14 protein-coding genes and 1 riboswitch are annotated in these 14,890 nt (G+C 62.6%); of the genes, 2 read left to right on the plus strand and 12 right to left on the minus strand.

Annotated features, from left to right (window positions below; genetic code table 11):
• Positions 1-57: 57 nt before the first annotated feature.
• Entirely contained in the window at positions 58-1,026 is a 969-nt protein-coding gene (locus tag ACPJXG_RS24470) for an IS1595 family transposase (protein WP_035827397.1), read from the plus strand.
• A 55-nt stretch (positions 1,027-1,081) separates the two neighbouring features.
• On the opposite strand, the gene ACPJXG_RS24475 is transcribed toward ACPJXG_RS24470, so the two are convergent.
• The 11 genes from ACPJXG_RS24475 to ACPJXG_RS24525 all read right to left on the minus strand — a co-directional run bounded on the left by ACPJXG_RS24475 (position 1,082) and on the right by ACPJXG_RS24525 (position 11,363).
• Positions 1,082-2,188, minus strand: a complete 1,107-nt coding sequence (locus ACPJXG_RS24475; protein ID WP_035824628.1) for an S-(hydroxymethyl)glutathione dehydrogenase/class III alcohol dehydrogenase — start codon at positions 2,186-2,188, stop codon at positions 1,082-1,084.
• A gap of 26 nt (positions 2,189-2,214) precedes the next feature.
• Positions 2,215-2,847 carry an ANTAR domain-containing response regulator gene (locus ACPJXG_RS24480; protein ID WP_035824626.1) on the minus strand — a complete coding sequence of 211 codons (633 nt, stop codon included), beginning with the start codon at positions 2,845-2,847 and terminating at the stop codon, positions 2,215-2,217.
• Between the two features lie 78 nt (positions 2,848-2,925).
• On the minus strand, positions 2,926-3,537 hold the full coding sequence (thiE, locus tag ACPJXG_RS24485; RefSeq protein ID WP_425252588.1) for a thiamine phosphate synthase: 612 nt from the start codon (positions 3,535-3,537) through the stop codon (positions 2,926-2,928).
• A 10-nt stretch (positions 3,538-3,547) separates the two neighbouring features.
• Positions 3,548-4,303 (minus strand): bifunctional hydroxymethylpyrimidine kinase/phosphomethylpyrimidine kinase, encoded by a 756-nt coding sequence (gene thiD, locus ACPJXG_RS24490; protein ID WP_425252589.1) that lies wholly within the window; start codon positions 4,301-4,303, stop codon positions 3,548-3,550.
• A gap of 8 nt (positions 4,304-4,311) precedes the next feature.
• Positions 4,312-5,109 (minus strand): thiazole synthase, encoded by a 798-nt coding sequence (locus tag ACPJXG_RS24495; protein WP_425252590.1) that lies wholly within the window; start codon positions 5,107-5,109, stop codon positions 4,312-4,314.
• Between the two features lie 15 nt (positions 5,110-5,124).
• On the minus strand, positions 5,125-5,328 hold the full coding sequence (gene thiS / locus ACPJXG_RS24500; RefSeq protein WP_425254791.1) for a sulfur carrier protein ThiS: 204 nt from the start codon (positions 5,326-5,328) through the stop codon (positions 5,125-5,127).
• Positions 5,329-5,348: 20 nt separating this feature from the next.
• A complete protein-coding gene (gene thiC, locus ACPJXG_RS24505; RefSeq protein ID WP_425252591.1) occupies positions 5,349-7,262 on the minus strand; it encodes a phosphomethylpyrimidine synthase ThiC in 1,914 nt (637 codons plus the stop codon).
• Positions 7,263-7,341: 79 nt separating this feature from the next.
• Positions 7,342-7,457: riboswitch (TPP riboswitch) on the minus strand.
• Positions 7,458-7,541: 84 nt separating this feature from the next.
• Complete coding sequence (locus ACPJXG_RS24510; RefSeq protein ID WP_099403318.1) at positions 7,542-7,799, minus strand: hypothetical protein; 258 nt, start codon at positions 7,797-7,799, stop codon at positions 7,542-7,544.
• A gap of 39 nt (positions 7,800-7,838) precedes the next feature.
• The gene (locus tag ACPJXG_RS24515; RefSeq protein WP_425252592.1) at positions 7,839-8,645 is read right to left on the minus strand and encodes a response regulator; all 807 of its coding nucleotides are present in this window, start codon (positions 8,643-8,645) and stop codon (positions 7,839-7,841) included.
• Positions 8,646-8,673: 28 nt separating this feature from the next.
• Positions 8,674-10,578 (minus strand): ATP-binding protein, encoded by a 1,905-nt coding sequence (locus tag ACPJXG_RS24520; protein WP_425252593.1) that lies wholly within the window; start codon positions 10,576-10,578, stop codon positions 8,674-8,676.
• A gap of 44 nt (positions 10,579-10,622) precedes the next feature.
• On the minus strand, positions 10,623-11,363 hold the full coding sequence (locus ACPJXG_RS24525) for a Crp/Fnr family transcriptional regulator (protein ID WP_035824612.1): 741 nt from the start codon (positions 11,361-11,363) through the stop codon (positions 10,623-10,625).
• Positions 11,364-11,599: 236 nt separating this feature from the next.
• Here ACPJXG_RS24525 and ACPJXG_RS24530 point away from each other — a divergent pair, with 236 nt between their 5' ends.
• Positions 11,600-13,684, plus strand: a complete 2,085-nt coding sequence (locus ACPJXG_RS24530; RefSeq protein ID WP_425252594.1) for a putative bifunctional diguanylate cyclase/phosphodiesterase — start codon at positions 11,600-11,602, stop codon at positions 13,682-13,684.
• On the opposite strand, the gene ACPJXG_RS24535 is transcribed toward ACPJXG_RS24530, so the two are convergent.
• Positions 13,681-14,730: a porin gene (locus ACPJXG_RS24535; protein ID WP_035824610.1), complete on the minus strand. Its 1,050-nt coding sequence runs from the start codon at positions 14,728-14,730 to the stop codon at positions 13,681-13,683. The genes ACPJXG_RS24530 and ACPJXG_RS24535 overlap by 4 nt on opposite strands.
• Positions 14,731-14,890 lie beyond the last annotated feature (160 nt).

Raw genomic sequence — 14,890 nt, forward strand, 5'->3', positions numbered from 1 at the left:
GAATCTTTCCTTGGCTGGGCTGTCTGACTCTGCATACCCGCCATGCAGGAGCCGATCATGCAGCCAGCCGAATGGATACGCTTTATCGCGCAGTTTGCGCAGTTGAACCGACGCCAGCGGCAGGCAGGAATAGCCTTGCTGTGTGGCAATGGGCCACACGATGTGACCGTCACGCTGCTTGAAAACGCTACGCAAGCACGCCTGGGCTGTCCCGCCTGCCAATCGTGTCACCTGCACCGGCATGGCCATGCGCACGGCCTGCAGCGCTACCGCTGTGTATCCTGTGGGCGCACATTCAATGCCTTGACGGGCACGCCGCTGGCGCACTTGCGCCATAAATCGCTGTGGCTCGACTATGCGGATTGCCTGCTTGATTCCAGGTCGGTACGCCAGGCCGCTCAGCAGTTGGGACTGCACCGCAACACCACGTTTCGCTGGCGACACCGTTTTCTCAGCGTAGCAAAGACGGACCGGCCGCATTGTCTGCATGGCATTGCCGAGGCCGATGAACTCTACGTGCTGGAATCCGAAAAGGGATCCAGGCAGATGACGCGTCCGGCGCGCCGCCGTGGCGGCCATGCCCATCAGCGCGGCATTTCCAATGAACAGGTTTGCATCCTGGTAGCGCGCGACCGTACGGGCCAGACCCTCGATTTCGTCACGGGCAAAGGGGCGTTGACGAAGGCACAGCTGCATCATTCCCTGTTACCCGTTATCGACAGGGACGTGCTGCTGGTGACCGACGGTCATGCCGCCTATCTGGCTTTTGCGAGGGAAGCGGGCATCAGCCACCAAGCAGTCAACTTGCGCGCTGGCATCCGTGTGCGAGGGGCCGCCCACGTGCAGAACGTCAATGCCTATCACAGCCGCTTGCGCGAATGGCTACGGCCCTTTCACGGCGTGGCGACGCGCTACCTGCCGAACTACCTGGGCTGGCGCTGGATACTCGACGCCAGGCGCATCCGTTCATCGGAAACGTTATTGAAAGCAACGTTGGGCGCATTCCCACACTTGACGGTGACATAGCCAAAAAAACGGAGGCCGCAGCCTCCGCAAAACACCGTGGTACGGCGTATTTATATTAGTACAACACGACGGAGCGGATCGATTCGCCGCTCTTCATCAGGTCGAAGCCCTGGTTGATGTCGTCGAGCTTCAAACGGTGCGTAATCAAATCGTCGATATTGAGCTTGCCTTCCATATACCAGTCGACGATCTTTGGCACGTCCGTGCGGCCGCGCGCGCCGCCGAAAGCGGAACCTTTCCACACGCGCCCCGTCACCAGCTGGAATGGACGCGTGGAAATTTCCTGCCCGGCCGCCGCCACGCCGATGATGATGGACTGGCCCCAGCCCTTGTGGCAGCACTCGAGCGACTGGCGCATGGTGGTGGTGTTGCCGATGCATTCAAACGAATAGTCGGCGCCGCCGTCCGTCAGCTGCACGATGGTGTCGACCACGTTTTCCACCTCGTTGGCGTTGACGAAATGCGTCATGCCGAACTTGCGCGCGATGTCCTGGCGGGCCGGGTTGATGTCGACGCCGATGATCTTGTCCGCGCCGACCATTTTCGCTGCCTGGATCACGTTCAAGCCGATGCCGCCCAGGCCGAACACGACCACGTTGGCGCCCGCCTCGACCTTGGCCGTAAACAGCACGGCGCCCACGCCGGTGGTGACGCCGCAGCCGATGTAGCAGACTTTGTCGAACGGTGCGTCTTCGCGGATCTTGGCGAGAGCAATTTCCGGCACGACGATGTAGTTGGAGAAGGTGGAGGTGCCCATGTAGTGGAAGATGGGTTTACCGTCGATGGAAAAGCGCGAGGTCGCGTCCGGCATCAGGCCGCGGCCCTGGGTCGAGCGGATCGACTGGCACAAATTGGTTTTTTGCGACAGGCAGAATTTGCACTGGCGGCATTCCGGCGTGTACAGGGGAATGACGTGGTCATCCTTTTTCAGGCTTTTCACGCCCGGCCCCACGTCGACGACGATGCCGGCGCCTTCATGGCCGAGGATCGATGGGAAGATGCCTTCCGGATCGGCGCCCGACAGGGTGTAGTAATCGGTGTGGCAAATGCCGGTGGCCTTGATTTCGACCAGTACTTCGCCCTCGCGCGGGCCGGCCAGGTCGACTTCTTCGATGGTCAAAGGCGCGCCGGCCTTCCATGCAATCGCTGCTTTGGTTTTCATGTGTGTCCTGTGTATGGTTGAAACGTTTACTTGGCTTTCGCGCGGTTGAGGAAGGCGCCGTGCAAGCCGTTCAGGGTTTCCTCGGCCAGCAACAGCTGGCTGGCGATTTCATTGATCTTGCGGCGGCTGGAACGGGCGTGGTCGCGCAGCACTTCGAAAGCCGTGTTGCGGTCCGTCTGGAATTTGCCCATCAGCAAGCCCACGGCCAGGCTGGTTTCGCGGCCCGCAGCCAGGGCCGCGTTCAGGTTCAGTTCGGTACGGCGCAGCTGGCGGATTTCATCGGCGCGCGCCAGGCCCGCTTCGAAGGCGGGCATCAAGCGGGCTTCATCGACGGGTTTCACCACGTAACCGACCGCGCCGTAGGCGGCCGCCTGCTTGCCCGATTCGCTGTCGCCGCTGCCGGACAGGAACATGAATGGCACGGCCGTTTCGCCATGCAGGCGCTTGGCCAGTTCCAGGCCGGACATGCCCGGCATGTGGATGTCGAGCAAGGCCAGATCCGGCTCGCGCTGAGCGATCAGCTGCAGCGCCACTTCGGCCGAATGGGCCAGGGCCGTCTCATAGCCGGCATGGCGCAGGACTTCGCCGAGGAATTCCAACAGGAGCTGGTCATCGTCAACGATCAGGATAAGGCGTTTCGCGGCGGCTGGCTGACTCATGGGTGGGGGACCTCGGTAATGAATGATGCTCATATTATATGCCGATTACTGCCCCAAACCAGCCCTGCACGCCCATGCTCATGCCGCAAATAATTGATTGAATTGCTGCACCGCAATATCCACATCGTCCGCTTGATAGACGCTAGTGATGGCCGCCACCATGTCGGCGCCGCGCGCGGCCAGCGGCGCCGCGTTCTCCGGCGTCATGCCGCCGATCACCACGCAGGGCAAGGCGATCTCGCGCTTGGCTTGCAGCACGATATCCAATGGTGTCGTGAGCGGGTATTTTTTTACCAGCGACGGATAAAAGCCGCCGAAGGCGACGTAGCTGGCGCCGCCCGCCTCGGCCGTCCTTGCCAGGGCCAGGTCGCCATAGCACGAGGCGCCTACGATCTTGTCAGTGCCCAGGCGCGCGCGCACCTGCGCCACGGACGCATCCGTGCCGCCCACGTGCACGCCGTCCGCGTCGAGCTCTTCGCACAGCTCGATAAAATCATTGATGATAAAAGGCACGCCATATTTGCGGGCCAGCGCCAGCAAGGCGCCCGCCTGTTCGCGCCGCTGCTCCGCCTCGGCGCTCTTGTGGCGGTATTGCAGCAGGGCCACGCCTTCCTGCAAGGCTTGCTCGCTCACGTCGAGCAGGCGGTCGGTGTCGTCCCAGTTCGGGGTGACCAGATACAGTCCACGCATGATGTTTTCCTTATTGAATGAATCGTTGCGGCATGAGTTGACCTGGCGCAATCGCATACGCGCCGGCCAAGGCCGCATGGCAATAGCGTTGCGCCAGATCCAGCGCTTCGGGCAATGCCTGGCCCAATGCCAGGCGCGCCGCGATGGCGGACGCCAGAGTGCAGCCGCTGCCGTGAAATTCGCCGGGAAGACGGGGCCAGCGCCACTCGCGCTCCCTGCCCTCACCATCGACCCAGCGGTTGACGATCGTCTCGCCATCGCCATGGCCGCCCGTCACCAGCACGTTCCGACAGCCTTGCGTGCGCAGGTTTTCTGCGCCACCCAGGGCCAGCGCTTCCGGCCCGTTCGGTACGATGACGGTCGTCACCGGCAACAAGGGCGCCAGCGCCAGCACGGCGTCGTCCCGGCTGAGCACGTCGCCATGGCCGCTGGCCAGCACGGGGTCGAGCACCACGGGCAAATCGGGCCGCGCCTGCCGCATTTGCGCGATCAGCTGCGCAATGACGGCCGCATTCGCGGCGCTGCCGGGAATGCCGATCTTGACGGCATGAATCGCCATCTTGTCGATCAGCGCCAGCGCCTGCCGGCGCAATAGCTCCGGTGCCACCGCCTGCACGCCAAAAACCCTGTCGTTGTCCTGCACCGTCAAAGCCGTGATGACGGGCAAGGCATGCGCGCCCTGCGCGGCAATGGCCACGATATCGGCGGCGATGCCGGCGCCACCCGATGGGTCGGCGCCGGCAAACACGAGCACAGTGTGGCGCATCGGCATCATCACGCCAGGCGGCCCGCCATCGGCGACGATGGCGAGGCGGCAAATTTGCGCGGCATGCGGCCCGCCAGGAATGCTTCGCGCCCGGCCCGCACGGCCAGCTTCATCGCATGCGCCATGCGCACGGGGTCGCGCGCGCCGGCAATGGCTGTATTCATCAGCACGCCATCGCAACCGAGTTCCATGGCAATGGCCGCATCCGACGCCGTACCCACGCCGGCATCGACGAGCACGGGCACTTTCGCCTGGTCGATGATCAGCGACAAGTTCCACGGATTCAAAATGCCCATGCCCGAGCCGATCAGGGACGCGAGCGGCATGACGGCCACGCAGCCGATGTCTTCCAGAATCTTCGCCTGGATCGGGTCGTCGCTGCAGTAGACCATCACGTCAAAGCCATCCTTGACCAGCGCTTCGGCCGCAATCAAGGTTTCCGGCATATGCGGAAACAGGGTCTTTTCGTCACCCAGCACTTCGAGTTTCACCAGATTGCGCCCACCCAAGAGCTCGCGCGCCAGTTGCAGGGTGTAGACGGCGTCTTTCGCGTTGTAGCAGCCGGCCGTGTTCGGCAAAATCGTGTACTGGTCCGGTGGCACGACATCGAGCAGGCTGGGCGCGTTCGGGTCTTGCCCGATATTCACCCTGCGGATCGCCACCGTGATGATCTGCGCCTCGGCCGCATCCGTCGCTTCGCGCGTCTGCGGCAAATCCTTGTACTTGCCGCTACCGACCAGCAAGCGCGATTGATACTGTTTGCCTGCGATGGTCAGCAGGTCGTCGTTGTTATTATTACTTGTCATTGCTTTTTCCTTAGTCTAGCCGCCGCCGATGGCGCGTACGATCTCAACCTGGTCTTGCGTCTGCAAGACCTGTCCCGGCCACGCCTTGCGCGGCACGACGTTGCGGTTGACGGCCAGCGCCAGCGCCTGGTTTTCCAGCGACAGTGCGGCGATCAATTGATCGAGGGTTTGCCCCGGCGGCACCTTGTGCGGTGCGCCGTTGAGCGTGATGGATATCAATGCAGGCATCACGCTCTCCTTCAGACCTTGCGGTACAGCTCGGCGCCGTTCTTGATGAATTCGATGGCCTTGATTTCCATGCCCTGCTTGAGCGCCTTGTCTTCCGCGATGCCCATGCCGGCCGCGTATTCGCGCACTTCCTGCGTGATCTTCATCGAGCAGAAATGCGGGCCGCACATGGAGCAGAAATGCGCCACCTTGGCCGAATCCTTGGGTAGGGTTTCATCGTGGAATTCACGCGCCTTGTCCGGGTCCAGGCCGATATTGAACTGGTCATCCCAGCGAAATTCAAAGCGGGCTTTCGACAGGGCGTTGTCGCGGATTTGCGCGCCCGGATGGCCCTTCGCCAGATCGGCCGCGTGCGCCGCAATCTTGTAGGTGATGATGCCGTCTTTCACATCGGCCTTGTTGGGCAGGCCCAGGTGTTCCTTCGGCGTCACGTAGCACAGCATGGCCGTGCCATACCAGCCGATCATGGCCGCGCCGATGCCCGAGGTGATGTGGTCGTAGCCGGGTGCGATATCGGTCGTCAGCGGCCCCAGCGTATAGAACGGCGCTTCGCCGCACTGCTCCAGCTGCAAGTCCATGTTTTCCTTGATCAACTGCATAGGCACGTGGCCCGGCCCCTCGATCATTACCTGCACGTCGTGCTTCCACGCAACTTGCGTCAGCTCGCCCAGGGTTTTCAGTTCGCCCAGCTGCGCCTCGTCGTTGGCGTCATAGATGGAGCCGGGGCGCAAGCCGTCGCCCAGCGAAAACGACACGTCGTACGCCTTCATGATTTCGCAGATGTCTTCGAAATGCGTGTACAGGAACGATTCCTGGTGATGGGCCAGACACCATTTCGCCATGATGGAGCCGCCGCGCGAGACGATGCCCGTCAGGCGCTTGGCCGTCATCGGCACATAGCGCAGCAGCACGCCCGCGTGGATGGTGAAGTAATCGACGCCCTGCTCGGCCTGCTCGATCAGGGTGTCGCGGAAGATTTCCCAAGTTAAATCTTCGGCCTTGCCATTGACCTTTTCCAAGGCCTGGTAGATGGGCACGGTGCCGATCGGCACGGGGCTATTGCGCACGATCCATTCGCGCGTTTCGTGGATGTGCTTGCCGGTGGACAGGTCCATCACGTTGTCGCCGCCCCAGCGGATGGCCCAGGTCATCTTTTCCACTTCCTCGCCAATCGACGAGGTGACGGCGGAATTGCCGATATTCGCGTTGATTTTCACCAGGAAATTGCGGCCGATAATCATCGGCTCGACTTCCGGGTGATTGATGTTGGCGGGAATGATGGCGCGGCCGCGGGCGATTTCCTCGCGCACGAATTCAGGCGTGATGTCAAACGGAATGCTGGCGCCGAACGACTGGCCCGGATGCTGGCGGCCCATCAGGTCGGCCAGGCGCTCGCCCATGGGGCTGGAGGCTTTCAGCTCGCGCAAATATTCCTGGCGGCGCATGTTTTCGCGGATGGCGACGAATTCCATTTCCGGCGTAATAATACCGCGCCTCGCGTAATGCATTTGCGTCACGTTCTTGCCGGCAATGGCGCGGCGCGGCTTGCGGTGCAAGTTGAAACGCAGCTCGGCCAGTTTCGGGTCCGCCAGGCGGGCGATACCGTAATCGGAGGTCGGGCCGGACAATTCTTCCGTGTCGGCACGCTCCATGATCCACGGCAGGCGCGGCGTATCGAGGCCCGAGCGGATATCGATCTGCACGTCCGGGTCCGTGTACGGGCCGGAGGTGTCGTAGACGTAGATCGGCGGATTCTTTTCGCCGCCGAACGACGCTTCCGTGTCGGACTGGCTGATCTCGCGCATGGGCACGCGGATGTCGGGACGGCTGCCTTCAACATAGATCTTGCGCGAATTGGGCAGCGGCGCGATGGCGGCTTCGTCGACCGTGGCGGTGGCGGAGAGGAATTTCGGGTTGGCGTTCATTTTGGCTCCTTGGCTAGACTATTTTTAAGCCTGGAGCCAGCTAAGGAGGTTCGGAATTACGCACGCGGAAAAGCGGGGTGCGTTCATCCTAAAGCTTCCCTTCGCTGGCATTATCCAGATCAGGTTCGGAGGGTATTTCTCACCCGCGCTTGCACCGTGTTTCCACAGCGAAATGCAGGACCCCTAGCGTTTGCCGCCTTGCGGCAGCGAGCCAATTATACGCGGTTCACGCCGCGCGGCCAGATGATTTCTTGCAGGTGTCGTCTTTGTACATCGCCCTTACTTCTTCTTGCCCCAGCGCCAGCTGGTCGGTTCACCCTTCAGTTGGCAGATGAAAATGAGCGCGGCAACGATGGCCACTTCATAGACGATGTAGCCCACCAGCATGGTTTGCGGCGGGAACAGGAAGGCGCCGCAGGCGAACAGCGCCAGCGCGCTCAAAAAGACCAGCCAGCCTTGCCACGTGATGGGCAAGCCCCAGCCCCAGCCATAGGTCTTGGCGGGGAACCAGTATTGCGGTGGTAATTTATCAGCCATGATGCTTTCCTTGTGGATATGGATAGCAGCCAGTATAAATCAGGCAATGCGATGGCGCTCCGTGACATCGAGGCCGATGCCGCGGTAGCCGATGAAGCGGCTGCCATTGTCGAACATCGGCTCGCCGCTCACTTGCAGATACTGCGTGCTGCCGTCGAGGTTGGCGCGGCTGTAGATGAAATCGAGAAACGGTTCGCGCGCGGCAATTTTTGCGTCGAGTAAGGCGCGCTCGGTGGCATTCCAGCGCTGCGGCTCTTCCTCGCTGCCGATGCCCAGCATTTCAGCCACGGGGCCGGAAAAGCGCGTCAGGTTGCCCTGCGCATCCTGTTCCCAGTACCAGTCGGACGACAGTTCCGTGAAGCGCTGGAAGCGCGCTTCGCTTTCGCGCAACTCCGCCGTGCGCTCTTCCACCATCTGTTCCAGCGACTTGTTGTATTCGGCCAGCTTCTGGTACAGCAGGCGCACTTCCAGCATGTTGTGGATGCGCGTTTTTACTTCCACCAGGTCGAAGGGCTTGCTGACGAAGTCCTTGGCGCCCGCTTGCAGCGCGCGCAGCTTGTGGCCGGGCTGGGCAGTGATCACCAGCACGGGCAGATAGCTGCCCGCTTCGATGTCGCGCAAGCCTTCCATGACTTCAAAACCATCCATTTCGGGCATCTGCAAGTCGAGCAGGATCAGGTCGTAGCGGTGCTGCTGGTGCAGCGCCTGCACGGCTTGCGGGTCCATGGTGGACGTGATGCGCGTATAACCGGCATTGCGCAGCACCTGTTCCAGCAGCATGACATTGGCCTCCTGGTCATCGACGATGAGGATGCTGGCGTTCAGAATCTCGGTGGCTTGAAGCATGGCGGTATTCCTAAAAATAAATGCTGAATTAGCGTACTGCGTGAATGTCGTCGGCCAGGCCGTGCGCGGCCGCATGGTGCAGGGCCACGTCGAGCGCATCCATGAATTCGACGACCTTGATCGGCTTGGTCAGGTAGCGGAAGAAGCCCGCTTCCAGGCCTTTCTCGATGTCGCGCGGCACGGCGTTGGCAGACAGGGCCATCACGGGAATATGGCTCGTCAGCGGGTCGTCATGCAGGATGTGCAAGGCGCCAAAGCCGCTGATGCCGGGCAGGTTGATGTCCATCAGGATCACGTCCGGCTGATACGTGCGCGCCAGGTCGATGCCCAGGTGCGCATCGATGGCCGTGAGCAATTTCAAATCGCTGCGGCGGGCGATCAATTGCTCCACCAGCGCCAGATTGGCGGGATTGTCTTCCACGTACAGCAAGGTGCGCTGGCTTTCCTGCGGCACCTGCACCTGCGGCAGCGCGTCGCCATCGCCCAGCACCAGGGCCGGCGCGCTGCTGGCGGCCAGCTCGAACCAGAACGTGGTGCCCACGCCGACCGTGCTGTCGACGCCGATGGTGCCACCCATCAATTCGACCAGCTGCTTGGTGACGACGAGGCCGATGCCCGTGCCCTCTTCCGTGCTGTTTTCCTGTCCCAGGCGATTGAAGGGCTGGAACAGCTGGGCCACCTGGCCCGCATCGAGACCGGCGCCGCTGTCGCGCACGCTGACCCGCACCTTGCCGCCACGCTGGCTGCAGTCGACGGTGACGGCGCCGCCACTCTGGTTGTACTTGATGGCGTTCGACAGCAGGTTGACCATCACCTGTTTCACGCGCGTGCGGTCCGCATGCACGAAGTAAGCTTCGCCGCAGCGGGGGAATTGCATGCGGATGCCGCGCTTTTCCGCCTGCGGCGCGATCATCGCCTGGCAATCCTGCAACACGTCGAGCAAGGACATGGCTTCCTGCGACAAGGTGACCTTGCCCGATTCGATCATGGCCAGGTCGAGGATTTCATTGATCAAACGCAAGAGATACCAGCCGCCCTTGAGGATCTGTTCGATCGAGCGCTGCTGCGGCACGGTGGGTGGCGGCACATCGGACGCCATCAGCTGCGCAAAGCCCAGCACGGCATTGAGCGGCGTGCGCAATTCGTGGCTCATGCTCGACAGGAATTCGGACTTGGCGCGGTTGGCCTTTTCCGCCACCTGGCGCGCCTTCTTCAACTCCGCATTGTTGGTCTCGACCAGCGAACGGGTGTACGCCTGCTGCTCCTGCAGGCGCTGGTCCAGCAAGGCCTGTTCCGCCTCGACCTGCTTGCGCGCCGTGTTGTCCGTGCCGATCAGCAAGTAACCGATGACCTTGCTTTGCGCATCGCGCAAGGCCGTCACGGAGACGATGGCGGGGAAACGACTGCCATCCTTGCGGATATAGGTCAGTTCATAAATGTCTTCGATGCCGCGCGTGGCCTTGAACACGAGCGCTTCCACGCCGGGCGTGATGACCCTGTCGAGTTCGGCGCTGAGGGCAGCCGCGCGCGCGACGATTTCTTGCGCATCGGAAATGCCGGCCGGCGTCAGCCTGTCGACCACATCGCTCGCCGCATAGCCGAGCATGCGTTCGGCGCCCACGTTGAAAATCTGGATCACGCCCTGCGCATCGGTGGCGATGCACGAGAAATTGGCGCTGTTGAAAATCGCATCCTGCAAGGCGCCCGCCTTGAGCAGCTGGCGCGGCAGGCTGGCCGCCAGGGTGCGCCGGTACAGCGCCACGAGCAGCATCAGCAGCAAAAAGACCAGCGCGTCGATGACGCAGGCCGTTTCGAATGGCGCGCGCCAGGCCAGCAGGCCGATGGCCAGCAGCACGATGGCGCTGAACGAAAACGCCAGCGCCATGGGCCAGCGCGACGGCGCGCGCGGAGGAATGTTTTCAACAGATTGCATGAGGTAGCCTGGGCTGTGACAACGATAGAGAGAAGATGCGGTATTCAGCGCGCCTGGCGCTGGCGCACGTCCGACAACAGGCGCGCGAATTCCTTTTTGACCACGCCATAGCATTCGCACACATGGCCTTCGAGGCCGGCGCGGTCCAGCACGGAAATATGGCCGCGACGGTAGCTAATGAAGCCCCGCGTCTGCAAGCGCCCGGCCGCTTCCGTCACGCCTTCGCGGCGCACGCCCAGCATGTTGGCAATCAACTCCTGCGTCATGGTCAGCTCGCGGTTCGGCAGGCGGTCCATGGTCAGCAGCAGCCAGCGGCACAATTGTTGCTCCACCGTATGGTGGCGGTTGCACACGGCCGTCTGCGACATTTGCGTGATCAAGGCTTGCGTATAACGCAGCAGCAAGCGCATGACGGGACCGGCGCGGTCGAATTCTTCCATCAGCAAATGCGCCTTCAGCCGGTAGCCGACGCCGCCCGTCTGCACGACGGCGCGGCTCGGCGTCGAGTTGCCGCCCATGAACAGCGACACGCCCACGACGCCTTCATTGCCGACGCCGGCAATTTCCGACGAGCCGCCGTTTTCCAGCAGGTAGTGAATGGAAACGATGGCCGTGGTGGGGAAATACACATGCTGCAGCTTGTCGCCCGAATCGTAGATCACGTCACCGAGCAGCATCGATACTTGCTCCAGATGGGGGGCCAGGCGCGCAAAATCGGCGTCGAGCATGGCGGCGAGCAAATGGTTTTGATTCGGGTTGTGCAGCTGGGCATGCGGACTCGACATGGGCAGGTTTCCTGTTTTCCAGTCGTCAGCTAGGGGATAGTTGAAAGGCGTCCGAACGAGGGGCGCCATGTGGTGCAGCGTAACACAGCGCTGGCACAGTGACCCGACTATATTTCCTATCGGCATGGCCGTCCGTTCGGTAGCGAACGGACGATATTTCGCCTTGCGCTCTACAGTCGGTCACTGCCCGGCCTGCCAGATCATGGATCGGCACCGGCGCTGCCACGGGACTCACCATGCAATCATTCTTCAAACGCATTTCCATTTCCGTTTCCACCTCGGCCCTGCTCACTCTGGCGTTCGGGTTGTGCCTGACGGCCCTGTGCTACGCCTCGGCGCGCCAGATCGAAGGGGAAAGCGCACGGCTGCTGCTGCAGTACCACGCCAGCGGGCACACCGTGGGCGCCGCCCTGCTGCCGGCCAAAGGCATGGGCCTGGACGCCAACCATCGCGGCTCGCTGTATGTGCTGCTGGGTGGAGTGCTGTCGAGCCTGCTGGCAGCAGCCTATGTGTATCAGCTGGTGTCGCGCAATTCGGTCATTGCCCGCATCACGGGCGAACGCACGGCGGCGCTGCAGTTTGCCAATTTGCGCCTGTCCGAGGATATCGCTGCGCGCATGCGCAATGAAAAGTCGCTGCGCCTGCGCGAACGCATCATCGAAGTGTCGGCCAACGCCATCATCCTGTGCAGCGCCGACGCGCCGGGCTACCTGATCGAATACGTCAATCCCGCCTTCGAACGCATCACCGGCTATGCGGCCGGCGACGTCATCGGCCAGCGCCTGGAAGATCTGCAGGGGCCGGAACATGCGCGCCAGGACATGCACGCCATCAGCGCAGCCCTGCACGAACAGCGCGAAGGCAAGGCCATCGTGCGCAATTTCCGCAAGGATGGCAGTACTTACTGGAGCGAGCTGTTCGTCGCTCCCGTGCGCGACGAGGGCGATGGCGCCGTCAGCCACTTCGTGGTGGCGCAATACGACATCAGCACCGTCATGCGCTTCGAGCAGGAACTGGAATTCCAGTCCCGCCACGATATCCTGACGGGACTGGCCAACCGTTTGCTGCTGCGCGAACGGTTGGAACAGGCGATGGCCGTGGCGCGCCGCAGCACCCTGCCCCTGTGGGTGGTGTTCATCGACCTCGACCGTTTCAAATTCGTCAATGACACCCTGGGCCACGACGCGGGCGATACCCTGCTGAAACTGATCGCCGACCGCCTGCGCGCCGCCACGCGCGAAGTCGATACGGTGGCGCGCCTGGGCGGCGACGAATTCGTCCTGCTGCTGCCGCAACACACGAACAGCGAACCTGGCCAGCTCATCCTGCAGCGCGTGCTGGACACGGTGGCTCAGCCACTGCAGGTGGGCGGCCATGAATTCTTTCTTACATGCAGCATGGGCGTGGCCACCTATCCCGACGATGGCGACAGCGCGGAAACCCTGATCAAGCATGCCGACATCGCCATGTACCGGGCCAAGGAGCAGGGACGCAACCATTGGCAAAGCTACGCGCCGGCCATGAATGCCAGCATGCTGGCCCGCTTAAGCCTGGAAAGCGAATTGCGCCATGCGCTCGAACGTGGCCAGTTCCACCTCGTTTACCAGCCGCAGGTGGAACTCGACAGCGGCAGGATCGTCGGTATGGAAGCGCTGCTGCGCTGGCAGCACCCCACCCTGGGCGCCATCGCGCCCGGCGACTTCATCCACCTGGCCGAAGAAATGGGCTTGATCGTGCCCATCGGTGCGTGGGTGCTGCAGACGGCGTGCGCGCAGGCAAAAGCATGGCAACGGCAGGGACTGGGTGGCTTGCGCCTGGCAGTGAATTTGTCTGCCCGGCAATTCCGGCAAAGCGGCTTGCTGCAATCGGTGCGGGAAATTCTGGCCGTGACGGGCCTGGAGGCGCGTTTCCTCGAGCTGGAACTGACGGAAAGCATGATGATGCAGGATGTGGAACAGGCGATCAGCACCATGGGCAAGCTCAAGACGCTGGGCTTGCAACTGTCGATAGATGACTTCGGCACAGGCTATTCAAGCCTGGCGCACTTGCGCCATTTCCCCATCGACGTATTGAAGATCGACAAGTCCTTCGTCAGCGACATCACGCACAGCAACGACGACGCGGCCATCGTGCAAGCCATCATCGCGCTGGCGCACAGCCTGCGCCTGAAAGTCATCGCCGAAGGCGTGGAAACGGCGCAGCAACTGGCCTTCCTGCGCCAGCACGGCTGCGACCAGATGCAGGGCTACCTGTTCAGCCGCCCCCTGGCCGCCGCCGCCTTCGAAACATTGCTGCGCGAAGGCAACATGTTGCCCGCTTAAAACGCGTGGCGCAGGCCGACGTTGAAGGCGCGGTTGCCGCTGCCCACTTCGGTGGCATTGCCCACCATGTAGGCGGCGTCGTTGCGGTTGCGGATATGCGCGTAGGCAAGATACACCTTGCTGCGCTTGGATAAGGCATACGTGGCGCCGATGGCCAGCTGCCGCGCGTCGCGGTTGGCTGCGTCACGGTCATCCTTGTGCACGTACGAGGCCAGCAAGGTCGTCGCGCCCAGTGGCACGGACACGCCGACGATGGCGTCGCGGCTGTCCGTCGACTGGGCCGGCGCCTGCGCCGCGCCGTACGGGTTTTCCGCAAAGAACATGGTGCTGCCGTCGCCCGTGTTGCGGCCATAGCCGGCAAACGCCGTGGCCACGCCGAAGTTGTAGTTACCGGCCAAAATCGTGTTGTTCACGTCGGCCTTGCCCGGTTCGCCGGCACGGCTCTGGCGCGCCAGGCGCAGGGTCAGCGGACCGTTGACATAGCCGAGGGCCAGGCCCAGCGAACGCTGATCTGCCACAATCCCCGTGTGCTCGCCGGCACCATACATGACGGTGGCCGTGACGCCACGCCATTCGGGCGAGGTGTAGCGCACGGTATTGTCGATGCGCGTGGCCGAATAGCCGGCCAGGTTGGTCGCCGCGCCAGCCAGGCCGCCTTCGAATGGATCGGCCACGTCGGTCAGCGCCTGGCTTTGCAGATTGTACTGGCGGCCCACGGTCAGCATGCCCAGTGGGCTGTTGAGGCCGACAAACGCCTGGCGGCCGAACAATTGCCCGGCCTGGTCGGAGCGGCCCGTGTCGCTCAGGACGCCCGCTTCCAGGGTGAACACGGCTTGCAAGCCATTGCCCAGGGATTCCGTGCCGCGCAAGCCCAGGCGCGAGCCGGCCGACACGCCGCTGGTGAGCTTGCTGACGCCACCCTCCTGCACCAGGCCCGCATCCATCAAGCCATACACATCAACGGATGATTGGGCGTGGGCCGCAGGCAAGGCGCCCACGGTGGCGATGGTCGACACGAGGCCGACGGTGATCGAGATTTTTTTCATGCTGGTTTCCTTGTCAAGGCAAAACCGGGAAAGCGCGCGGCCATGGCTCGGCCACAGGCGCCAAAGGCGCGCTGGGGAGTGCCGTATCGAAAGACGACTGGCCAGGCAGCAAGATTCCTGGCTAAGCTGTGGCGGCAGCGGCGTGCAATGATGCGCCGCG

Origin of the sequence: Janthinobacterium sp. NFX145, assembly GCF_049810325.1 — a bacterium.
Taxonomy (GTDB): domain Bacteria; phylum Pseudomonadota; class Gammaproteobacteria; order Burkholderiales; family Burkholderiaceae_D; genus Janthinobacterium; species Janthinobacterium rivuli.